This is a genomic window from Streptomyces sp. NPDC030820 (genome assembly GCF_055572075.1).
This window is the reverse complement of sequence record NZ_JBVIEB010000015.1, coordinates 89,880-113,131: the sequence shown is the minus strand read 5'-3', so window position 1 is coordinate 113,131 and position 23,252 is coordinate 89,880. Positions and strand designations below refer to the sequence as shown.

The window sequence follows — 23,252 nt, the reverse complement described above, 5'->3', positions numbered from 1 at the left end:
CCGCCGAGGACTGCGTGCGCAGACCGAGCGCCGAGGTCTGATCGTCCTCCGCACTGCTGTTCGACTTCGCGAAGGCTTCGCCTCTGTATCACTTCGGTACGCCCCGGCATCACTTTGATGTCGGGGCGTGCGCATGCCAGGAGCGGTGGGGTGTGGTGTCGGTGCCTCCGGATAGGCTGAACGCATGACGCGAGCCGAGCAGCCAACGGCCACCACCACAGCCCCGGACGACGCCCTGGTCGCGGACTCCCGCGAGCGCGCCGTCCGTTCCCTGCTGCGCCGACCCGAGCTGCGACGCCTGTGGAGCGCGCAGCTGGTGAGCGGCGTGGGCGACACCCTCGCTCTCCTCGTCCTGGTCGTCCTCGCCCTCCAGGCGGCGATCACCCAGGGCGCTTTCGGCGGTGGATACCGGGGCGTGGCGTTCGCAGTGGCGACGGTCTTCGCCGCGCGCGTCCTCGCCGCGCTGCTGTTCGGCGCGGTCCTCCTCGGCCCGCTGAACACGCTCACCGCCCAGGAGGGCCCGCTCGACCGCCGCTGGACCATGGTCGGCGCCGACGGCGTGCGCGCCGCGCTGCTGATCGTCGCGCCCCTGTGGATCGACTGGACCCCGGACAACGCACTGGCCGTCCTGCTGGTCACCGTCTTCGTCACCGGAGTCGCCGAGCGCCTGTGGACGGTCTGCCGGGAGAGCGCGGCCCCGGCCCTGCTGCCCGGCCCGCCCCCGGAGGGCGCCACCGTACGGCCGCTGCCCGACCACATGGACGCCCTGCGCCGCCTGTCGCTGCGCACCAGCTTCCTCGCCGTCCCGCTGGCGGCCGCCGCGCTGGTCGTCGCCGGCCTGCTCAACAACCTGCTGGGCACCGGCGTGGCCTGGTTCGACCAGCACCACGCGGCCCTCGGGGCGTATGTGGCGGCGGGCCTGTTCGCCGCCTCCCTGTCCGTGCTGACCTTCCTCGACCTGCCCGACGTGCGCACCCCCCGCGCGCGGTCCCCGCTGGAGGGCCTGCGCCGCCCGCGCACCGGCACCGGCGTCGACAAGGGCCGTACGGGCGCGATCCCGCTGCTCGTCCCGGCCTGTGCCGCGGTCGCCGGGGCCATCGCGGCGGCCGTCTCGGTGTGCGTGCTGCACGCCACCGACATGGGCGGCGGCCCGGTGCTGTACGGCCTGCTGGTGCTGGGCCTGACCGGCGGTGTCGCGGTCGGCATCCGCACGGCCCCCGCGCTGCTGCCCTCGCTCTCGCGCCGTCGGCTGCTCGCCCTCGCGATCGCCTTCACCGGCATCGCCCTGCTGGCCGCCGGGCTGGTCCCGGACGTCACCACGGTCCTGCTGATCGTCACGCTCGCCGGCGTCACCGCGGGCGTGGCCGCGAACACCGGGCACGCGCTGCTCGACCAGGAGACCGAGGACTACCGCCGGGCGCGCGTCACCGAGCACCTGCACGCGGTCGTACGGGTCTTTATTGCCCTCGGCGCCCTGATCGCGCCCGTGGTCGCCGGGCTCATCGGCCGGCACCGGCTGGAGAACGGCAGGTTCGTCTTCGCGCACGGCGGCGCCTCCTTCACGCTGATGCTGGTCGGCGCGCTGCTGCTGCCGGTGGCGGCGCTGGTGCTCGCCAAGGTCGACGACCGCTCCGGCATCCCGCTGCGCCAGGACCTCAAGGACGCGCTGCTCGGCGGCGACGACCCGGTCGAGGCACCGGCGGCGGGCGGTTTCTTCATCGTCCTGGAGGGCGGCGACGGCGCCGGCAAGTCCACGCAGGCCGAGGCCCTCGCCGAGTGGATCCGCGGCAAGGGCCACGAGGTCGTGCTCACCCGCGAGCCGGGGGCCACGCCCGTCGGCAAGCGGCTGCGCTCGATCCTGCTGGATGTCTCCTCGGCGGGCCTGTCCCACCGCGCGGAGGCGCTGCTGTACGCCGCCGACCGGGCCGAGCACGTCGACACCGTCGTACGCCCCGCACTGGAGCGCGGCGCGGTGGTCATCTCCGACCGCTACATCGACTCGTCCGTCGCCTACCAGGGCGCCGGCCGCGATCTGTCCCCGACCGAGATCGCCCGCATCAACCGCTGGGCGACCAACGGGCTCGTCCCGCACCTGACCGTCCTGCTGGACGTCTCGCCGGAGACCGCCCGCGAGCGGTTCACCGAGGCGCCGGACCGGCTGGAGTCGGAGCCGGCGGAGTTCCACGCGCGCGTGCGGTCCGGTTTCCTCACGCTGGCCGCCGCCGACCCCGGCCGCTACCTGGTCGTGGACGCCGGCCAGGAGCCCGAGGCCGTCACCACGGTGATCCGGCACCGGCTCGACACCGTGCTGCCGCTGTCCGAGGCCGAGGTCAAGGCCCAGGAGGAGGCCCGGAAGAAGGCCGAGGAGGAGGCCCGCCGCAAGGCCGAGGAAGAGGCCGCGCGCAAGGCGGAGGAGGAGCGCCTGGAGCGCGAGCGCCAGGAGGAGCTGGCCCGGCTGCGCGCCGAGGAGGAGGAACGCAAGCGCCGCGAGCTGGAGGAGGCCCAGCGCCGCGAGGCCGAACGGCAGGCCGAGGAGGCCCGGCAGCGGGCCGCGGAAGCCGCCCGGCGCGCTGAGGAGGAGCGGCAGCGGCTGCTCGCCGAGGAGAAGGCCCGCGCCGAGGAGGAGGCCCGCCGCAGGGCCGAGGAGGAGCGGCGCCGCAAGCAGGCCGAGGAGGAGGCCCGGCTGCGCGCCGAGGAAGAGGCCCGGCAGGCCCGGCTGCGTGCCGAGGAGGAAGCACGGCGCCTGGAGAAGCAGCGCAAGGCAGAGGAGGCGTTGCTGCGCGCAGAGGAGGCCCGTAGGCAGGCGGCCGAGGCAGCGGCGGCGGCCGACACGGCGGCCCGCCGGTCCAGCACACCCCTTCCGCCCGCACCGGGCGTGGCCCCGGACGCCTCGACGGTCCCGACGCCGGTGGTCTCGCCGGGACAGGGCGAGCCGGGCGGCCGTGGGGCGGGTATGGACGAGACGACGGTGCTGCGTCCCGTGGGCGACGAGGCCGGCGAGTCCGAGGCCGGCGGGGCGCAGGGCGCACGGGACGCGCGTGCCGCGCGGTCGGCCGAGCCCGACACGCCCGACGCCGAGGTCACGACCGAGCTGCCGCAGCCGCCGGTTCCGGGGGCGGCGGACGAGACGGCGGTGCTGCCGCCGGTGGTCCCCGGTGCGGCGGACGAGACGGCGGTGCTGCCGCCGGTGGTCCCCGGTGCGGCCGACGAGACGGCCGTACTGCCGCCCGTACGGGATGACGCCCCGGCGGACCGCGTGCCGCCCGGCTTCTTCCGGGACGAGCGGCCCGCCGCGGGTCCCGACGGCTCCGAGGACCGGACGCGCGAGATGCCCCAGATCGACGCCGACGGCACCCCGCGCCGTCGGCCGCGTCCCGACTGGGCCGAGGAGACCCCGCTGGACGACCTGCCGTCGCTGGCGGACGAACTGCTGGGGTCCTACGACGAGCGGGAGTACGGCGATCACGACGAGGAGCGGGGCCGCAGGGGCCGCGGCCGGGGCGGGCGCGGCTGAGCACCGGCCGGCCCCCTGTCGGCCGGACCGCGTTGTCAGTGCCCGCCCGCACAATGGAGGGCAGGAACGCGGAGTGTGACGGAAGGGCGGCGTGCATGACCGTGTGGGACGACCTCGTCGGGCAGGAGAAGGTGAGCGCGGTGCTCGACGCGGCCGCGCGCGACGCCGACGCCCTCGTCACGGCCGCCGCGGCCGACGAGCCGCTGCCCGAGACGTCGAAGATGACGCACGCGTGGCTGTTCACGGGCCCGCCCGGAGCGGGCCGGAACCAGGCGGCCAGGGCCTTCGCAGCGGCTCTCCAGTGCGTCAGCCCCGACCGCGCCCTCGGCGGAGCCCCCGGCTGCGGCTTCTGCGACGGCTGCCACACCGCGCTGCTCGGCACCCACGCGGACGTCACCTCGGTGGCCGCCGTGGGCTCCGAGATCCTGGTGAAGGACATGCGGGACACGGTCCGCAAGTCGTTCACCTCCCCGGCGAACGGCCGCTGGCAGATCATCCTGGTCGAGGACGCCGAGCGGCTGAACGAGAAGTCGGCCAACGCCGTCCTCAAGGCGGTGGAGGAGCCGGCCCCGCGCACGGTCTGGCTGCTGTGCGCCCCCTCCGTCGAGGACGTCCTGCCGACGATCCGCTCCCGCTGCCGCCACCTGAACCTGCGCACGCCGTCCGTGGACGCGGTAGCCGACATGCTCGTACGGCGCGACGGCATCGAACCCGAGGCCGCGGCGGCCGCCGCCCGCGCCACCCAGGGGCACGTCGACCGCGCCAGGCGCCTGGCCACCGACCCGGCGGCCCGCGACCGCCGCGCGGCCGTCCTCAAGCTGCCCCTGCGTCTCGATGAGGTCGGTGCCTGCCTCAAGGCCGCCCAGGAACTGGTCGACGCGGCCGCCGAGGACGCCAAGCAGCTCGCCGAGGAGATGGACGGCAAGGAGTCCGAGGAGCTGAAGGCGGCGCTGGGCGCGGTCCAGGGCGGCCGGCTGCCGCGCGGCACGGCGGGCGTGATGAAGGACCTCGAGGACATGCAGAAGCGCCGCAGAACCCGCACACAGCGCGACAGCCTCGACATCGCCCTCGGCGACCTCACCGCCTTCTACCGCGACGTCCTCGCCCTCCAGCTCGGCTCGAGCGTGGCGATCGCCAACGGAGACGCCGAGGACGCCCTGGAGCGGCTGGCGCGCGGCAGCACCCCGGAGTCCACACTCCGCCGCATCGAGGCGATCGCCGCATGCCGCGAGGCCCTCGACCGCAACGTGGCCCCGCTGCTGGCAGTGGAGGCCATGACCATGGCGCTGCGGGCGGGCTGAACACCGAGGCCGGGAGGCCGACCGACGATGTCACGGGTAAGAAGCCGCCGCCGTTGTCCCTCGTACGAGGCCACTAATCCCACGCACCGCATCCGTGGCGTCGCACAGCGTTACGCTCTCCTGATGCACACCAGGCCATCCCTCCGCCGGACCCGGGGCGCCCGCACCCGGACGTCGGCTCGCCTCACGGCCGCCCTGTTCGCGGCCGCCGCCCTCCTCGTGTCCGCCTGCTCCTCCGGGAGCTCGACGTCGGCGGGCGGTGCGGCGGACGCGGTGCTGGCCGCGCTGCCGCGTGCGACGCCGTCGGCGCTGTTGCCGTACTACTCCCAGCGGCTGCACTGGCGCAGCTGCGGTGCCCCCGGTTTCCAGTGCGCCACGATGAAGGCCCCGCTGGACTACGCCGATCCCGGTGCGGGCGACGTCCGGCTGGCCGTCACCCGCAAGCCGGCCACCGGCAAGGGCAGGCCGCTCGGTTCGCTGCTGGTCAACCCGGGCGGCCCCGGCGGCTCGGCGGTGGGCTACCTCCAGAGTTACGCGGGCATCGGCTACCCGGCCGACGTCCGCGCCCGTTACGACATGGTCGCGGTGGATCCGCGGGGCGTTGCCCGCAGCGAGCCCGTGGAGTGCCTCGACGGCCGCCAGATGGACACGTACACGGAAACGGACCTGACGCCCGACGACCAGCGGGAGCAGAACGCGGTGGTCACGGCGGACAGGACGTTCGCCGAGAGCTGCGGGGCGCATTCGGCGCGGCTGCTGCGGCACGTCTCCACCGTCGAGGCGGCCCGCGACATGGACATCCTACGGGCGGTGCTCGGTGATCCGAAACTGAACTACGTGGGGGCGTCGTACGGCACGTTCCTCGGGGCGACGTACGCGGGCCTGTTCCCGGACCGGGTGGGCCGGATGGTCCTGGACGGCGCGATGGACCCGTCCCTGGACTCCCGGCGGATGAACCTGGACCAGACGGCCGGCTTCGAGACGGCGTTCCAGGCGTTCGCGAAGGACTGCGTACGGCACTCCGACTGCCCGCTCGGCAGCAGCGGCACGTCGCCGGCGCAGGTCGGCGACCACCTCAGGGCGTTCTTCCGGAAGCTGGACGCGCACCCCATCCCGGCGGGCGACGCGGACGGCCGCAAGCTGGGCGAGTCGCTGGCCACGACCGGGGTGATCGCCGCGATGTACGACCAGGGCACCTGGGAGCAGCTGCGCGAGGCGCTGACCTCGGCGATGAGGAAGAACGACGGCGCGGGCCTGCTCGCGCTCTCCGACAGCTACTACGAACGTGACGCCGACGGCCACTACAGCAACCTGATGATGGCCAACGCGGCCGTGAACTGCCTGGACCTGCCGCCCGCCTTCACCGGCTCCGAGCAGGTCGACAAGGCCCTGCCCGCCTTCGAGAAGGCGTCCCCGGTCTTCGGCGACGGCTTGGCCTGGATGTCGCTGAACTGCGCGTACTGGCCGGTGAAGGCCACGGGTGAGCCGCATCGCATCGAGGCGAAGGGTGCGGCGCCGATCGTGGTGGTGGGCACCACCCGCGACCCCGCGACCCCCTACCACTGGGCCCAGTCCCTGGCCCACCAGCTCTCCTCGGGCCGCCTCCTGACGTACGCCGGTGACGGCCACACCGCCTACGGCCGCGGCAGCACCTGCATCGACACGGCGATCAACACCTACCTGCTCCGCGGCACCCCGCCCACCGAGGGAAAACGCTGCTCTTAGCCCCTGCCACACCCCGGCCGCCCGCCCCGGAACCCCCGCTCCCGGGGCGTGGTCGGAGCACCCCCAGAAACTGTGTAGACTTACCGAAGTTGCCGATCGCACCATAGTGCGGACGGCGCGCCGCCTTAGCTCAGATGGCCAGAGCAACGCACTCGTAATGCGTAGGTCTCGGGTTCGAATCCCGAAGGCGGCTCCATTGAAGCCCAGCTCAGACGGTGTCCGAGCTGGGCTTTTGCTTTCAGCGGATCCGACGGCGGCGCATGGAGCGTGCCGCACGGGTGTCGGTGGTCTCACTTCTGGTCTCAGTGGAGCCAGGAGCCGGGGCCGACGGAGGCGACTGCGGCGGCACGAAGAATTCGCCCATCCGCCGCATAGCGTCCTTGGACAGGTGGGACCGGCCCTTGACGTACCGCCGGGTCTGACTGATCTGCGTGTGCCGCAGGATCTCCATGATCGTGGGCATGTCGACGCCCAACTCGTTCAGAATCGTGCCGGCGGTGTGGCGGCTCCCGTCGTACAGGCGCCGGTCATCGATCCCGGCCTCCTTGAGTAGTTCCTTGAACTCGTCGTAGTCGGCGCGCGGATCCAGTGGCCGGCCGTCCGGGCGCGAGAACACGACGTCGTGCTCCTGCCACAGTTCCCCGGCGGCGGCCCGCATCTCTTCCTGTTGGGCCTTGTGGTCGTGCAGGAAGGGAACGAAGACGGGTGGGATCGGCACGGCGTTCCGGCTCTTCTTGGTCTTGGGCCGGGTGAAGGTGAGTCCACCCTCCTTGCGCTCGGGGCAGGCGCTCGCATGCCTCCTGCACGTCTTGGCGCACGGCTTCGGGCAGCCACGCTTGTAGCCCTTGTGCGCGGTGCAGTCCGGCGGGCACGGCTCGAAGCGGTGCAGACGCCCACCGCAGGCGTGGGGGTCGTCGCAGCCGTGCCGCCATGTGAGGCGCTGAAGCTGCCACTCGGGGCGGAACAGCTCCGCGTCCAGGTCCACGTACGACCAACGCAGCCCGAGCGTCTCGCCTTGCCGGAACCCCATGCCGACACCGACGATCCACCGCATGAAGGTAGGCCGCTTCGCCGCGGCTTCGAGGAACGCCTTGGCCGCTGTAGCTGTCCGGGCTCCTGGCCAGGGCGATGCGGTCCAGCAGGGCGGCTTTGCGTAGCCAGAACTCACGGCCCAGGGGGACGTGGCAGGGGGTGCGGGCGATGGCCTGGACGGTCCAGGCGATCTCGTCGCTGATGCTGGGGGCGGTGGCGTATGCCTGCTCGGGTGTCGGCCAACGTGTGAGGCGGGGCGGTGGTCGGCGGTGACGTACAGCCGCACCCGCTCACCCTGGCGGGTGGGGTAGCGGCGTACCGGGCCGGCGGTGAAGGCGGTGCTGAGCATGGTGGCGACGCGGCCGGCGTCGGCCGGCTCACAGATGGCGCAGATCTCGAACACAAACTGTCCCTTCGTGGTACAAGTTGGACATGGCGGATGGGCGGCGGACGACCGGGCGTTTGCGGTCTGCGGAGGCACGCCGCTGGGTGAGGTTCGGCTTGGCGGTGCTTGGCTTCGGCGGCGCCGCTGTTGTCGCGCACTTGTGGCTGGGACAGTCATGGCGCGATGTCCTGCTGATGGCCGCTTCGCTGGCGTTCGTGTGGGTGGTCGTCCAAGAGGCCCTGGAGGGCAGGCGCCGTGGGCGGACTGGGCGGCGGGACCGTTGAAGGTCAGCCGTGGAAGTGGTTCCGCTTGAAGATCGCCTTGCGGATGTTGACCGTGGTTCCGCCACCGTGGTCGCGCGTGCTGAAGACCTGCACGGCGATCCATCCGCCGAAGATGACGGCGGCGAGCGTGATGAGCTGGGTGATGAGCGCGGTCAGGGCGGTGATGAAGGTGGTGAGCAGCAGCAGCCCGCCGCACACGGCGAGGAATCGCGCTAGAGCTGGGTCTGCCAGACGATGCGATTCTCGTCGAGACTCAAGCCCGCAATACCGGCCAGAACATCACGTTCTCCCGTGCCTTGCTCGAAGAGCGGGGGTGTCCTCGTCTCGTCTGTGCTGTTGGTTCGTAAGCCGTACGAGGAACATCGCACCTACGCGACGGCGCGCAAGCTATGGCCTGAAGTCGAGTGGGTCAGCTCCTCTACTCAAATGACGCTCCCCGAATACGTCGACTCGACCCAGAATGAGCGCCTCGTCATTGACACGCTGGTGTATCCCACATTCCGCATGCGTCGCCGGCTCCCTGGCGTGCGCCATGTCGTCACCGCCATCGGCTGACACCAGCAGCGTGCCTCACCCCCGTGCGCCCGTGAAATTCGTAGGTTGACGTCACACTCAGTCGCACTGGAGACACTCTTGCGCACACACAGTCGCACCCTCGCAGTCACCGCCTCCGCCCTTGTCATTTCCGCGATGCTGAGCGCGTGTCAAAAGGAGTCCGACACCCCGCTGACAGCAGACGGCACCGCCGCGCCGACGGGCTCCTCGGCACCTTCCGCTAGAGAGAGCCCGACGGGCACGACCGCTCGGCCAAAGGGGAGCAGCACCGCAAGGACGCAGACCAAGAAGCATGTACTGGTGAACGCTCCTGTCGTGGCCGGCATGACGGACGAGGGCATCGAGCCTGCCGAATTCCCCCTCACCCAGAAGGACCTGCAGCCTGGCGAGAGCCTTGTCAAGAAAAGTTGGTTGTACACCCCGAAGTCCAGAATCAACTTCGTCGGCGTCGGAGGTGTCAGCGGCGATCCGGCGAAGATGAACGACTACGTTCTCCGCAAGATGGTCGATTGGTCCCGCGCAAAGACTCCGCTCAACTGGACTCACATGGCGGCCGGGCCGCTGGGCGGCACGGTCGAGTGCGCTTACACAACCGTGTTCTCGAACGACAAGCAGACCATCTGCTCGTGGGTCGACGACTACACGGTAGGGGTCGCGCTCATCCCGACCACGCTCGGAGAGAGCGCGACAAAGTTCAAGGCCATGCGCGCCGACCTGGAGAAATGAGGCCTGCGGACGAGCCGGCGACCTCACCGATCGAAGCCATCGTCATGGTGCCATGGAAGACCGCGGACACCCTCAGACCAAGATCGGACAACTCGTAATGCGTAGGTCGCGTTTGCTGTCGCCCGTCCCCATCAGCGCGATGTCGTAGACCTTCACCGGCCGCTTGGGCCGGACAGAGGGACCGTGATCACTGGACGGGCTGGCGAGGATCACTGGACGGGCTGGCGAGGGCGTACGTCACGACACCCCCCCGGCACCACCGCACCGAGCGTGAGCCAGGCTCTGCGCTTGAACCCCAGGGCGCAGACCCCCGGCGCTGCTGGGTGGGGCGCATCAGCCGATAGCGATGCGGGGGTGGGCGCCCGGCTGGATCCAGGACATGATGCGGTCCATCGTGGCGCGGGGTACTGAGACGCAGCCGGCCGTCGCCCCCGACCCGTTGACGTGGAGGAAGATTCCGGCGCCGCGGCCGGGGGTGGCGGGCCAGCGGTTGTAGTTGATGACGAGGGCTTCGGCGTACTGGGTGGGGTGGTCGATGAGGTGTTCGCTGCCGCGGTCGCCGGACTCGGTGAGCGGGAAGTCGGCGCCTTCCGTGCTGTGCATGTTGTTGTAGTACTTCGACTGGGGGTCCTCGTCCCACCAGTCGTCGTTGGACACGACGTGGTACGGCATGCTGGTGCCGCTCGACTCGACCCCGAACCCCTCGGTGATGGTGTACGTGCCGGAGGGGGTCGTCCACGTGCCCTGCTGACGGGTCGACCCGTTGACCACCCCGTTCGACCCGACCCGTGCGGCGCTCGTGCTGAACTGCGCCTTCCAGCCGGCCGCCCCCTTGGCCCAGGCGGTCACCGTGGCGTAGGAGCCGGCGGCCCTGACCGTGATGATCTGGGTGGCGCTGCCGACCTCGACGGGGACGGGGAAGTCGGGTGCGGTGCCCGTCGTGCTCTGCTGCCCGGTGCCTCCCGATCCCGTGCTGCCGGTGCCTCCACCGCCGCTTCCGGTGTGCCCGGTGACGCCGTGGGAGTTGCCCCCGGTGGGCGAGGCGCTGCGGTGGGCGGTGGCGGATGCCGAGGGCGAGACGGAGGCTGAGCCCGAGGCGGAGGGGGAGGGGGAGGCGGAAGCGCTTGCGGACGTGCTCGGCGTGGCGGAGACACTGGTGCCGTCCGCCGCCACCTGTTCGGCACCACCGGTCTGGCTCCCGTCCTTGCCGCAGCCGGAGACGAGCAGGAGTGCGCCACCGACGGCGGTCACGGTGATGAGTCTTCGGGTACGAGCCGGGCGCTTTGATTCGGAGTGGTGTCCGGTGTCGCGGAAGCGGGGCGAGGGCGGCAGGAGCGGGCGGAGCATCGAGGAACCTTTCAACTGATCGGGCCGGCAGCGGGGAAAGCGGCCGGCCGGCGCGGAGGGCTGTGCCGCGTTGCGACGGTCCTACGGTCGGGGCCGGTGGGCGGGAGATCTGCGCGGACTGCGAGCGCGGAGATGTTCCGGCCTGCCGGTGGGTCATGACGGGCGCCGTGGTGCGCCGACTCAGTTCTGGGTGGCCTGTGCGGCAGGGAGTGGGCCGGAGCAGGTGGCGCGGCCGAAGCGGCCGGTGGCGGTGGCGCTTTGGACGTGCTGGCCGCGGATGGCGAGGGTGCAGCGGGCCTGTCCGCCCTTCGCGCCGAGGACGATGCTGACGCTTGGTTCCTTGCCGAGTGGGACGTCCACCGTCTTGTGCCACGGCAAGGCGGCCGCTTTGACCACGATGGCATTGCCGGAGGTGCTGCGCGCCTGGTAGGTGAGGTCGGCGGTGCCGGTGCCGGTCACCTCGTAGCTGACGGCCGCGGTGGGGACCTGGTGATGTGAAGCGCCGTCCCGGCCGGTGCCGCTGTTGAGGATCCCGTACAGCACCATCCCGCCGCACGCCGCCAGCAGCGTGCCACCGATGAGGAGGCCGAGGCGGTCGGGGCGGCCGGGGCGCGCCGTCCGGCTCACCTCGCCCGAAGCGCCCGGCTCTTCCGGCTTCGACGTCGATTCCGGCATTTCAGCTGCCGCGGTTTCGCCGCCCATGAACGTCCCCCTCGGAATTCCAGGATGTGTGGGTGCTCGCATTTGGAACCGGGCGGTTATACACGATTCCCGCCACCGATTTCCAGCGGGGGGAAATATCGGACATTCAGGCTGTGCCATGTGCTCCGCGTCTGACCTGATTTGGCGTCAACTGCTTGCTATGTCTCGCCACTTGACTTCGGGTGCTCGACGTGACTAGAACCACGGCGCCGCTTTCTATGCCCTGTCATTTGTGCAGGTCAGATGGCTTTTCAGTGGCATGTTTAGGTCACGAGAGACAAGGAAATGATTCGGTGATACCGAGAGCAGGCAGGCTGATTTCCTGCCTGGTGGTAGCCGCGGTCACAAGTGCCGCGCTGCCCCAAGTCGCGTATGCGGCGCCCGCATCCGGCGGTGGCGGCAAGGGAATTGTCGACACCTTCAAGGGATGGTTTTCGGGCGACGATGACAATGACAGACCGAAGCTGGACAAGCCGCCCTCCCACAACGAACTCGGGATGGCGGACCGGCAGAAGCTGCCGAAGGGGAAGAGGGCGCCCAAAGCCAGGCGCGTCCGGGAGCTGACGAGCCGCCGGACGCCGACCGCGCGCTTCTGGCAGCTGTCCGACGGTCGTGTCCAGGCCGAGCTGTCCGCGCAGCCGACGTCCTACCGGGACGGGAAGTCGAAGTCCTGGAAGGCCATCGACACGTCGGTGCGCGCCTCGCAGGCGAAGGGCTTCGAGTACGCCAACACGACGAACGACGGCCGTAGCTGGTTCGGTTCCGACACCCGCCGTCTGGTCCGTTTCCAGTCGCCGGACGGCCGGTCGGTCACCCTGGGCCTCGAAGGCGCCGGCAAACACCTGACGCCGAAGGCCAAGGACTCGACGGTCCGCTACGAGGACAAGGCGCACGGGGCCGAGCTGTCCTACGGCGTCGGGCGCGGCCGGGTGAAGGAGAACATCACCCTTGCCGAGCGCCCGGACGGCCCGTTGAAGTTCACCTTCACCCTGGACACGGCCGGGCTCACCCCGAAGGCGCGCAAGGACGGCTCGATCGCGCTGTACGGGGAGCTGCCCAACACGCCGGTGATGGTGATCCCGGCGCCGTTCATGACGGACGCGAAGAAGGCGGACAAGTCCGTCTTCGGCCAGACGTACAGCACCAAGGTCACCCAGAAGCTGAGCCGTTCCGGCAAGTCCTGGAAGGTGACGGTCACCCCGGACGCGAAGTGGCTGGCCTCCAAGGACCGCCAGTATCCGGTGGTGATCGACCCGACGATCACGATCGCGCCGAGTCCCACGGACTCCCAGGATGTCATGGTCCTGTCGGATCAGTCGTCGACGAACTTCAACACCAGCTGGAAGCTGGCGGTCGGCAAGACGGACACCGGTATCGCCCGCTCGCTGATCAAGTTCCCGCTGTCGGAGATCCCGTCGGGCACGAAGATCGACTCGGCGCGCCTGGAGATGTACTACGACCAGGCGCACACCACCAACGCCAATGACGTCACCATCGGCGCCTACCGGGCGACCGGCGCCTGGGACGAGTCGACGGCGACCTGGGCCAACACCAGCTCGCTGGTGGGTGAGCAGTCCGGCACCACCGTCCAGGTCGACGACGGCGACGCGGGCACGACGGCGGCGACCGGCAGCTGGCCGGCGTCCACGTCGTCGCTGACGCAGTACGCGATCGGCAGCGACTACCACTACAACAAGGACTCGGTCGCCGGGGACACCTACACCTGGCAGCCGCGTCTTCCGGAGACCGACTCCTACCGGGTCGACGTGCACTACGTGGCGGCCTCGGACCGCGCGACGAACGCGCCGTACACGGTGACGGGCAGCGGCGGGTCCACGACCTACACGGTGAATCAGCAGTCGGGCACCAACGGTGTGTGGACGTCGCTGAACGGCGGCAACAAGATCGCCTTCGCGCAGGGCACGGCCGGCAAGGTCGTCCTGGGCGACGGACCGGCCTCCACGACCACCTCGGTGATCGCGGACGCGGTGCGCTGGGTGAACCCGGCGACGATCGTGAAGAAGGCCGGCGACTACAACCTGTGGCACAAATTCCCGGTCACCGACACCGTGCAGCAGTGGCTGGACGGCACTTCGGCCAACAACGGCTTCGTCCTCAAGGCCACGGACGAGTCCTCCACCGCCCCGACCGGCGGCCCGCGCTACGAGTCGGGCGACGGCGACTACGGCGGTGAGACCTCCACCATCCCGCGGCTGACGGTCACCTACGGCGCGGTCGGCACGACGCTGGACTCGCCGACGGTGATCCACTCCACGGGCCCGGAGCTGTCCTGGCCGGCGTACCAGAACAAGAGTGGCGACTCGGGGCTGGACATCGCCCAGTACGAGCTGTACCGCTCGACGCAGCAGGCGTTCACGCCGTCGGCGTCGACCCTGGTGGCGCCGATCGACAAAGCAGCGACGGCGTACACGGACACCACCGCGACCCCGACGCCGGACTCGTCCTCGGTGGAGATCGGACGGTCGTACTACTACCAGATCGCGGTGCGGACGAAGAACGGGCAGCTGCTCGGCTCGCCGACGCGGATCGTGGGCGTGCCGAAGGCGGGCCGCACGATGCGCCTGATCCAGGGCACCTCCGGGGTCACGGACACGACTCTGGCTTCGGGGCAGCCGACCACCAACGAGGACGCCATCACGTCCTACGGGGTCGGCCAGAAGTGGCTGGAGGTGGGTAACAACTCCACCACCTACGGCAAGGCCCGGGCAGCGCTGAAGTTCGACACGTCGAGCATTCCGTCCTCGGCGACGGTACTGGAGTCGCGCCTGTTCATGTGGGGCGCGGAGACCACGACCGGCTCCAACGGCGCCATCTACGAACTGCACGGCCTGACGAAGAACTTCAACGAGACCCAGGCCACCTGGAACAACGCCACGTCCACCACCGCGTGGACCACGGCGGGAGGCGACTACTCGGCCACTGTCTCCGACACTGTCGGCTCCGTCTCGGATGTGGGTCGGCACTGGTGGGACGCGACCGGCCTGACCCAGGGCTGGATCACCACTCCGTCCTCCAACCACGGCGCGCTGGTCAAGCTGAAGGACGAGTCGACGACGGGTCCCCAGGAGCGCACCCTGTTCCTGTCCTCGGAGGCGTCCGACCCGCAGCTCGGCCCGCTGCTGCGCGTGATCTACGTCGACTCCACGACGTCCGACACGTACTACGCGCCGACCACCCCGTCCCGCATGACCCCGAACTCCACGTACACGGTGGACTTCACGGTCACCAACACCACCAACGCGGCTTGGGCATCGGGTGAGCGGGTGCTGTCGTACACCTGGAAGCTCCCTGACGGTACGGACGTCACGACGGGCGGCAACCAGCTGTCCACGGCGATCCCCGCCCTGAACCCGGGCCAGTCGGCGACGATCCAGGCCCAGGTGGCCACGCCGATCAACTCCGACTCGGGCAACAAGCGCACCGACTACGTGCTGGGCTGGGACGTCAAGAAGGTCTCCGACGGCAGCTGGCTGTCGGCGACGAACACCTCGATCCAGCCGCTGAAGCAGGACGTGGCGGTGGAGGACCCGACCTCCGACACCCTGGGCCTGGAGAAGTTCTACTCCTACACCGGCAAGAACACCGGCGCCGGCTCCACGGTGATGAACAACCTCGCCTCCGGCAACACCGTGTGGTCGTACAACGCGTTCTCCAACCCGGGCCGCGGACTGACGACGTTCGCGCGCTTCTCCTACAACTCGCTCGACACGAGCGACACGGTCTCGGGTGCGGGCTGGTCGGCACAGCTCGCCGGACCGATCCGGCTCGGGGCTCCGCTGGACTTCCACCCCAACCCCAACCCGACGGAGATACGCCTCCCGGACGGTGACGGCACCACGCACGTCTTCACCAAGCAGTCGGACGGCACGTGGAAGGCCCCGGCGGGCGTGCACTACCAGCTGACGATGAAGGCGAACCTGGACTGCACCCCGGACAAGGACCCGGTCCCGGACGCCTGGACGCTGCTGCGCCCGGACGGCACGCGCTTCCTCTTCGGCTGCGACGGCTATCTGACCTCGGTGGTCGACAAGAACGGCAACACGCAGACGTACACGTACGAGGAGCGCAAGTCCAACAACAAGCCGACCAAGTTCCTCACGTACATCACCGACCCCGCCGGCAGGCAGTCCCTGACGGTCGACTACTACAAGAAGGGCGACGCGTCGTACGACTACATCGACGACACCGGCGCCAAGGTCACCGGCAGCAACCTGACCAACTCCCAGATCTACGACCACATCAAGTCCGTCACGGACATCTCGGGCCGCAAGATCTCCTTCTACTACACGACAAAGGGCCAGCTCGGCCAGTTCGTGGACGGTGACGGCTCCTCCCAGCCGAAGACCTTCAAGTTCACCTACGACGCCACACAGGGCAACAAGAACGTCAAGCTGGTCACGATCACCGACCCGCGCGGTCATGACACCAAGCTGGCGTACTACGCCCCGCAGACCGGCGACAACCCGGCCTACCACTGGTGGACGAAGACGATCACCGACCGTCTGAACGACACGACGGACTTCGCGTACGCGGCGGACAGCTCGAACACGAAGTTCACCGACACGACGGTCACGGACGCCGAGTCCCATGCCACGCAGTACGTCACCGACGACTTCGGCCGCCCGGTCCAGACGACCGACGCCAAGTCCGAGACGACCAAGATGTCGTGGGACGCGGACAACAACGTCACCTACCTGGAGGAGGCCAACGGCGCCAGAACCGCCTACTGCTACGACCCCAAGACGGGCTATCCGCTGCACCAGTGGGACGCGGAGACGACGAAGTCGTGGACCTCGTTCAACCCGACCGACTACTGCAACGCGTCCAGCTACCCGGCGAACGGCTCGGCGTACCAGTACCAGACGCGGGCGGACGGCTACGCGGCCGACCTGTACACCAAGACCTCTCCGGAGGGCCGCACCTGGCAGTTCGGCTACGACTCGTTCGGCAACCTGACGTCGGTCACGGACCCCAAGGGCGTCGCGACGTCGACGGCGGGTGACTACACCACGAAGTACAGCTACGACTCGTACGGTGAGCTGACCTCGGTGACGGACGCCGACGGGCACCCGCCGACGACGTACAGCGACTTCGGCCCGACCGGCTACCCGGCGACGATCACGGATCCGCTGAACAACCCGACATTGTTCCAGTACGACGTGCGAGGCCAGGTCACCCAGGTCACCCAGGTCGTCGACGCCCACCAGATAGTGACCACGCAGACGTACGACACGTTCGGCCGTCCGCTGGTCAGGACGGTGCCGAAGGAACCGGGTGTCCTGATCACCACGCCGGCCCCGGAGTACGACGCCAACGACAACGTCACCAAGTCGACGGCGCCCAACGGCGCGGTGTCCACGGCCGTGTACGACGAGGCGGACGAGATCACCTCGGCCACGGCGCCCAAGGACACCTCCACGTCGGACGACCGGGTGACGACCTACACGTACGACAAGGTCGGCAACCTGAAGACCACGACGGAGCCCAAGGGCACGCTGACCACGTCGGACACGACGGACTACGTCACGACGAACAACTACGACGCGATCAACCAGCTCACGTCGGTGGTGAACGCCGACAGCGACAAGATCTCGTACGAGTACGACAACGTCGGCAACGTCGTCACGGTCATCGACCCGGTCAAGAACGCCACGACCGACACGACCGACTACACGACCAAGACGGCCTACGACCTGGACCACCGGGTCACGGCGGTCACGGACGCGGCCGGCAAGACGACGAAGAAGTCCTACGACAAGGACGGCCTGGTCGTCTCCACGACGGACGCGGAGAACAACACCACGCTCATCACCTACGACGAGCGAGGCAAGCAGACCGAGGTCCAGGTGCCGCACGACGGTACCTCGCCGATCACGTACCGCACGACGAAGTACGAGTACGACCAGGTCGGCAACGTCACCAAGGTCCTCACCCCGCGCTCGGTGGACGCGGGCTCGACGGACGCGTTCACCCAGCGCACGGAGTACGACGCGCTGAACCGCCCGGTCAAGCAGTACCAGCCCTACGACCCGAACGACACCCGCTACAACGACCCGAACGTCTACACCCAGACCACCTACGACGCGATCGGCCGGGTGGCATCGACGTCGCTGCCGCCGTCGGAGGGCCAGACGGTCCGCAACACCACCAGCTACGCCTACTTCGACAACGGGTGGGTGAAGTCCTCCACGGACCCGTGGGACATCGTCACCACCTACGACTACAACGACCTGGGCCAGCAGACGGCCCGGACGCTGACATCGGCGGGTGGCTCGTCCAACCGCACGATGAACTGGTCCTACTACCCCGACGGCAAGCTCAAGTCCCGCTCCGACGACGGTGTTCCGGTCGGCAAGGACGTGGTCCTGGTCGACAACTCCGACGCCCAGAACACATCGTCCACGGGCACGTGGACGTCGGGGGACACGACGGGTCAGGAGGGTTACGACCACGTCACGCACGCGGCGGGTACGGGCACGGACTCGTTCACATGGACGCTGAACGTCCCCGCGGACGGCACGTACGAGGCGTTCGTGAAGTTCCCGGCGGTGTCGGGTGCGGCGACGGCGGCGAAGTACACCCTCACCCACGACGGAGGAACGACCGACAAGACGATCGACCAGACGACGGGCGCGGGCACCTGGGTGTCACTGGGCTCGTACGCCTTCAGGCAGGGCAACGCGGCCAAGCTCCAGCTGTTCGAGAACAGCGGCGGCACCGTGGTCGCCGACGGCGTGAAGTTGGTGCGCGACAACTCGGCCGACACCGACAACGAGCAGAAGTCGTTCACGTACTCCTACGACGCGAACGGGAATCTGACGTCGATCGGTGATGCCTCATCCGGTGCTCAGATCGACAACTACGGCATCACCTACACGGGCCTCAACCAGATCCAGAAGGTGACCGAGTCACTGAACGGCACGGTGAAGAAGTCGACGTCGTTCACGTATGACCCTGATGGTCAGACGACGACGGTCGACCACCCTGACCAGTACTCCAAGTACACCTACGACCTGCGGGAAATGGTCAAGACCGTCTCGGTGGGCACCAGCGCGACGGACACCAGCCCGAAGGTGACGTCGTACACGTACACCGACCGCGGCCAGCAACTGCAGGAGTCGAAGGCCAACGGCAACACCGTCGACTACACCTACTACCTCGACGGCCCGGTCAAGTCGACCACGGAGAAGAAGGGCGACGGCACCCTCGTCGCTTCGCACACCTACGCATACGACCCGAACGGGAACAAGGCGCAGGACGTGGCGAAGAAGATGAACGCCGACGACCACACGGCGTATCTGTCATCGACGACGGACTACACCTACGACCCGGCCGACCGGCTGGCCAAGGCGGTGAAGACCGGCAACGGCGCGGACACCGAGACCTACGTCCACGACGACAACGCCAACGTCATCAGCCAGACCGTCGGCGGCACCACAACCGCCTACACCTACGACCGCAACCGTCTGCTCACGGCCACCACCGGCGGCACGACGGCGGACTACAACTACGACCCGTTCGGCCGGACGGAGTCGGTGACCTCGGGCGGCAAGGTCATCGAGCGGAGCGTGTACGACGGCTTCGACCACGTCGTCGAGTCCCAGAAGATGGACTCGACGGGCGCGATGAAGTCGACGACGTACACCTTCGACCCGCTCGACCGCACCACCTCGGAGACCGCGAACGGCAAGACCACGGACTACGAGTACCTGGGCCTGTCGGACGAGGTCCTGGACGAGAAGGTCGCCGGCACCCTCAGTAAGTCCTACCAGTACAGCCCGTGGGGCGAACGTCTGTCGCAGATCAAGTACAACAGCGACGGCACGACGGAGGACGGCTACTACGGCTACAACAGCCACACCGACGTCGAGACCCTCACGGACAAGAACGGCGACACGAAGGCCACGTACGGCTACACCGCCTACGGCGCCGACGACAAGTCCGAGTTCACCGGCATCGACAAGCCCGACGCCGCGGACCCGACGAAGGAGGCGTACAACCCGTACCGCTTCAACGCCAAGCGCTGGGACGCCCAGTCGGGGACGTACGACATGGGCTTCCGCGACTACGACCCGGGGCTGAACCGCTTCACCACGCGGGACATGTACAACGGTGCCCTCGCCGACATGCACCTCGGCACCGACCCGTACAGCGGAAACCGGTACGCGTTCGGCGGCGGCAACCCCACCAGCTTCGTCGAACTCGACGGGCACACCAGTTGCGACGTCACCGGTATGTGCGGCGGTGTCTACCGCGAAACCCCGATGATCAAGCACGAGGAAGCGGAGACCGGTACTGGTGGGTGCGGCTCTCCGGGGTTCATCGGTCCGTGCCCGGTAACTGCACAGCCCCCCAAGGCAGCCGCCGCCGGTGGCAGCTGGAGTACCACGCACTACATGGCTCAGCTGATCATGTGGGATTGGCTGGAGGCTCAGGCAACTGCCAAGTACGGGCCGTCGGGCGGCTGGCGCGTTCAGATGGAAGCGCCCATTGCCGGCGGGTCCAAAGAGGGCACGGGCAACGAGGGTGCTGCCGACATCACCTACCAGGACGGAAACACGCTCTACGTCTGGGAGCTCAAGCACAAGGCGAAAATGCCGTGGACCGGCAGCCGTCCACCTGCCGAGGCCTACGGAAAGTTTGATGTCCAGTGGTACATCAACGCGATGAAGAAGGATCCGCGGTACAGCGGGCTTGACATCAAGCCTGGATTCAAGCTGCCGCATCCGCTCATCGGACCGGGGTCGAAGCGGGGACAGTTCCTGGAACTGGACAACTCCGATTTCTTCGAAGACAGTGGTCCCGGAGTCGTCACCTACCAGGAGTTCTACATGAGGACGACATACCCGGAACCGCCACCGGTTACGGTTCCCGAACCGGTCAAGGTCGGAGCGGGTGTTGCGGCGCTGGGTGGCGCGCTGTGGTGGGTCGGTAAGCTGGCCTCACCGGCTTGCGGGCCGGCCGCACCCGTCTGCGCGGTTGTGCTCTAGCTCGACACATTCCCGGTCGGGCGCATCGCGGATGCGCCCGACCGGGCCCCAGATTCCCCCTAAGTGATGTGTGGACGAATGGAGTTCTCGTGGGAGCATCCAGGTGGATTTACTTCACCGATGAGGTTCGTGACCCTCAGACCGCGCTGAATGAGCTCCGCGAGCAAGTGTTTCAGCAGTCCTGGCGCCATCAGGAACCGTCGCTGGAGACGCTTGCTGATCTGATGGAGAGCGGAATCCTGGAAGAGGAAGGCGGCACGCATTCGATCATCGATGTCGATCGGGTCATCGAGACGGCGGATCCTGACTACGAGGAGGACGGTGCGGTAAGAATTGTCTCACCTGCGGAAATGGTCGAGTACTTTGGTGAGGAGAAGCCCACGCGCGAGCTGATCGAGCGCGTGTACAAAACCTCGGCCTCAGATCTCCCCCCCATGTTCCGCGGCTCGGGCTGCTGCGCCCCGGTGCACAACGAGCAGGGAAATCCCGTAGGGTTGGTGTTCTGGGGAATGACGGGAGACTGACGTATGCGTCCTTTCTTCCTCTCGAGAGCAAGACGCCAAACCGCACTGTCGCGTCTCCTGGTCGCCGAAAATCTCCCACCGGGATGGCGCCTGGTGGACGAACGCACCTGGTGGACCGGGCGAAAAGGGAGGTCCACCGCGTGGGGTGAGCGGGCACGAAGAAATGGCAGCGTCACCGCTTGGCGGTCGTTCCATGACGGCAAGGCGCGCTGGATCTGGATTCAGACCGTCCCTCTGGCCACTGCCGAGGATGCTGTTGACGCTCTTCAGGCAGTGAGCCAGCGCCTGATGGCCAATCTGTCCGCCACGGTACGTGTGGTCGGCGAACGGGACGTCGACATTCCGCCGATTGACGGCTCGAGTGCCGTTTGGGCGCGGGAGCAGCAGGTCCGTCCCCTCGACGGTGCGGGAGGCGACGGAGTCTCGTTGCTCCTGGCAGCTGCAGTCGGCAGCGACGTACTCGTCCTCGGTCTCAGCGGAGAACCCTCCTGGGACTGGAGCTCGGCACATGACATCGCATCGCGGCAGGCTGCCCTGCTCGCCTCGTGACTCGACAGGCAAGGGTGCGAGCCAAGGCACCCTGCCGGTGCGGCCGACAGACGGCCCGCACGCCCTGGGGTTCCTTGTGTTACGGCGGAGAAGCGGGTCCGCGGTGCCGATCACGGCACGCCCACCCGGAGGGGATCGTGGCCGGTGGACGAGGGATGTAGTCACCACTCGGTTTCCACGCCAGGACAAACGCGGAGCAAAGGGGCTGCAAAGTGAATCGGGGTCGGGTGAACCCGAGGATCTGAGGCAACATCTTGGTGAACGGTGGGCGCCGCGCGGTCAGGGCGCGGTGCCGCCGGCGGCCGGATGGGGTGAGGGACGTGGTGGAGCCGAGGATCGCCGTAGCCGTGGTGACCATGGGCAACCGGCCCGCCGAGGTCGATGCCCTGCTGGAGTCCGTGGCCAAGCAGGACCTCGCCCCCGCCCGTATCGTGATCGTCGGCAACGGCTGCCGGCTGCCCGAGTTCGCCCGCCGGCTCTCCCTGCCCGGCGAGGTCACCACCATCGACGTGGAGGAGAACCTCGGCTGCCCGGGCGGCCGCAACGTCGCCCTCGCCCGTCTGCGGGAGTACGACGACGTCGATGTCGTCGTGGAACTGGACGACGACGGGCTGCTCGTCGACGCCGATGTGCTGCGGCGCGTACGGGACCTGTACGCCGCCGACCCGCGCCTCGGCATCGTCGGCTTCCGCATTGCCGACGAGCACGGCGAGACCCAGCAGCGGCACGTACCCCGCGTGGGCAAGTCGGATCCGCTGCGCGGGGGTTACGTCACCGGGTTTCTCGGCGGCGGGCACGCCCTGCGCATGGCGATGCTGGCCGAGACGGAGGACTGGCCCGCCGAGTTCTTCTTCGCGCACGAGGAGACCGACCTCGCCTGGCGCGCCGCCGACGCCGGCTGGAAGATCCTCTATGCCCCCGAGCTGCTGCTCCAGCACCCCAAGACCTCGCCGGCCCGGCACGCCATCTACTACCGCGTCAACGCCCGCAACCGGGTCTGGCTCGTGCGGCGCCGGCTGCCGTTGCCGCTCATCCCCGTGCACCTCGGGGTCTGGACGCTGCTCACCCTCGCCCGCACGCGCTCCTCTGCGGGGCTGAAGGCGTGGTTCGGCGGGTTCGTGGAAGGCCTGCGGAAACCGGCCGGCGAGCGTCGGCCCATGCGCTGGCGGACGGTGTGGCGGCTGACCCGGCTGGGACGTCCGCCGGTGATCTGAGGCGCGGGGCGCCGGTCGGCGAGCCGAGGTACGAGGCCCTTGTCGGTGGGAGCCGTCATCGGTGGGACGCGCTGGGCGTGTTCGCCCGTGGGCTGAGGCGCGGGGGGTGGGTGCGCGCTCTCGTCGGTGGGCTGTGCTCCTCGTCGGTGGGCCGTGCTCCTCGTCGGTGGGCCGTGCTCCGCACCTCCGTCGATCGCCTGACCGGCGGGAACGGGACGGGGCCCCGGGCGTTCACCTCCGCCGACCGGGGCCCCTGCGTCCCCGGACCCGGCCTACGGCGACACTCCCCCGAGTTACGCGACATACGCGCGCGCCGTCGGGCCAGATCCGATGGAAATGATCACATCAGCATTCGCCAACGGATCGCTAACATGTGGCCAACG

Annotated in this window: 10 protein-coding genes, 1 tRNA gene and 3 pseudogenes; 10 read left to right on the top strand and 4 right to left on the bottom strand. The window is 69.0% G+C overall.

What is annotated here, in order from left to right; all coding sequences use genetic code 11:
• Positions 1 to 184 precede the first annotated feature (184 nt).
• From tmk to ACZ418_RS34185, 4 genes are all read left to right on the top strand, one after another.
• A complete protein-coding gene (gene tmk / locus ACZ418_RS34200) occupies positions 185 to 3,514 on the top strand; it encodes a dTMP kinase (protein ID WP_468370914.1) in 3,330 nt (1,109 codons plus the stop codon).
• 95 nt (positions 3,515 to 3,609) lie between these two features.
• The gene (locus ACZ418_RS34195) at positions 3,610 to 4,815 is read left to right on the top strand and encodes a DNA polymerase III subunit delta' (RefSeq protein WP_468370913.1); all 1,206 of its coding nucleotides are present in this window, start codon (positions 3,610 to 3,612) and stop codon (positions 4,813 to 4,815) included.
• A gap of 123 nt (positions 4,816 to 4,938) precedes the next feature.
• Positions 4,939 to 6,540 carry an alpha/beta hydrolase gene (locus tag ACZ418_RS34190; RefSeq protein WP_468370912.1) on the top strand — a complete coding sequence of 534 codons (1,602 nt, stop codon included), beginning with the start codon at positions 4,939 to 4,941 and terminating at the stop codon, positions 6,538 to 6,540.
• A 119-nt stretch (positions 6,541 to 6,659) separates the two neighbouring features.
• Positions 6,660 to 6,736: transfer RNA gene (locus tag ACZ418_RS34185), tRNA-Thr, on the top strand.
• A 42-nt stretch (positions 6,737 to 6,778) separates the two neighbouring features.
• Here ACZ418_RS34185 and ACZ418_RS34180 read toward each other — a convergent pair.
• A pseudogene (locus ACZ418_RS34180) lies at positions 6,779 to 7,648 on the bottom strand (tyrosine-type recombinase/integrase); the annotation flags it as partial.
• Between the two features lie 596 nt (positions 7,649 to 8,244).
• Positions 8,245 to 8,448, bottom strand: a pseudogene (locus tag ACZ418_RS34175) (hypothetical protein); the annotation flags it as partial.
• 2 nt (positions 8,449 to 8,450) lie between these two features.
• Here ACZ418_RS34175 and ACZ418_RS34170 point away from each other — a divergent pair.
• Positions 8,451 to 8,730 (top strand): annotated as a pseudogene (locus ACZ418_RS34170) (YdcF family protein); the annotation flags it as partial.
• A gap of 381 nt (positions 8,731 to 9,111) precedes the next feature.
• Positions 9,112 to 9,522, top strand: coding sequence for a hypothetical protein (locus ACZ418_RS34165; protein WP_468370911.1), 411 nt, complete (start codon positions 9,112 to 9,114; stop codon positions 9,520 to 9,522).
• Positions 9,523 to 9,855: 333 nt separating this feature from the next.
• On the opposite strand, the gene ACZ418_RS34160 is transcribed toward ACZ418_RS34165, so the two are convergent.
• Entirely contained in the window at positions 9,856 to 10,773 is a 918-nt protein-coding gene (locus ACZ418_RS34160; RefSeq protein WP_468370909.1) for a L,D-transpeptidase family protein, read from the bottom strand.
• Positions 10,774 to 11,049: 276 nt separating this feature from the next.
• Positions 11,050 to 11,571, bottom strand: a complete 522-nt coding sequence (locus ACZ418_RS34155; protein WP_468370908.1) for a hypothetical protein — start codon at positions 11,569 to 11,571, stop codon at positions 11,050 to 11,052.
• Positions 11,572 to 12,068: 497 nt separating this feature from the next.
• Here ACZ418_RS34155 and ACZ418_RS34150 point away from each other — a divergent pair, with 497 nt between their 5' ends.
• The 4 genes from ACZ418_RS34150 to ACZ418_RS34135 all read left to right on the top strand — a co-directional run bounded on the left by ACZ418_RS34150 (position 12,069) and on the right by ACZ418_RS34135 (position 22,869).
• Positions 12,069 to 20,582, top strand: a complete 8,514-nt coding sequence (locus ACZ418_RS34150; RefSeq protein ID WP_468370907.1) for a golvesin C-terminal-like domain-containing protein — start codon at positions 12,069 to 12,071, stop codon at positions 20,580 to 20,582.
• A gap of 89 nt (positions 20,583 to 20,671) precedes the next feature.
• Entirely contained in the window at positions 20,672 to 21,106 is a 435-nt protein-coding gene (locus ACZ418_RS34145) for a hypothetical protein (RefSeq protein WP_468370906.1), read from the top strand.
• A gap of 93 nt (positions 21,107 to 21,199) precedes the next feature.
• Positions 21,200 to 21,655, top strand: a complete 456-nt coding sequence (locus ACZ418_RS34140) for a hypothetical protein (protein ID WP_468370905.1) — start codon at positions 21,200 to 21,202, stop codon at positions 21,653 to 21,655.
• 320 nt (positions 21,656 to 21,975) lie between these two features.
• On the top strand, positions 21,976 to 22,869 hold the full coding sequence (locus tag ACZ418_RS34135; RefSeq protein ID WP_468370904.1) for a glycosyltransferase family 2 protein: 894 nt from the start codon (positions 21,976 to 21,978) through the stop codon (positions 22,867 to 22,869).
• Positions 22,870 to 23,252: the final 383 nt, after the last annotated feature.

Excerpts from the sequence above, each read along its gene's own strand:
- tmk (WP_468370914.1), top strand. The coding sequence starts at position 185 with ATGACGCGAGCCGAGCAGCCAACGGCCACCACCACAGCCCCGGACGAC.
- ACZ418_RS34195 (WP_468370913.1), top strand. The coding sequence starts at position 3,610 with ATGACCGTGTGGGACGACCTCGTCGGGCAGGAGAAGGTGAGCGCGGTG.
- ACZ418_RS34190 (WP_468370912.1), top strand. The coding sequence starts at position 4,939 with ATGCACACCAGGCCATCCCTCCGCCGGACCCGGGGCGCCCGCACCCGG.
- ACZ418_RS34155 (WP_468370908.1), bottom strand. The coding sequence starts at position 11,571 with ATGGGCGGCGAAACCGCGGCAGCTGAAATGCCGGAATCGACGTCGAAG.
- ACZ418_RS34150 (WP_468370907.1), top strand. The coding sequence starts at position 12,069 with ATGGCGGACCGGCAGAAGCTGCCGAAGGGGAAGAGGGCGCCCAAAGCC.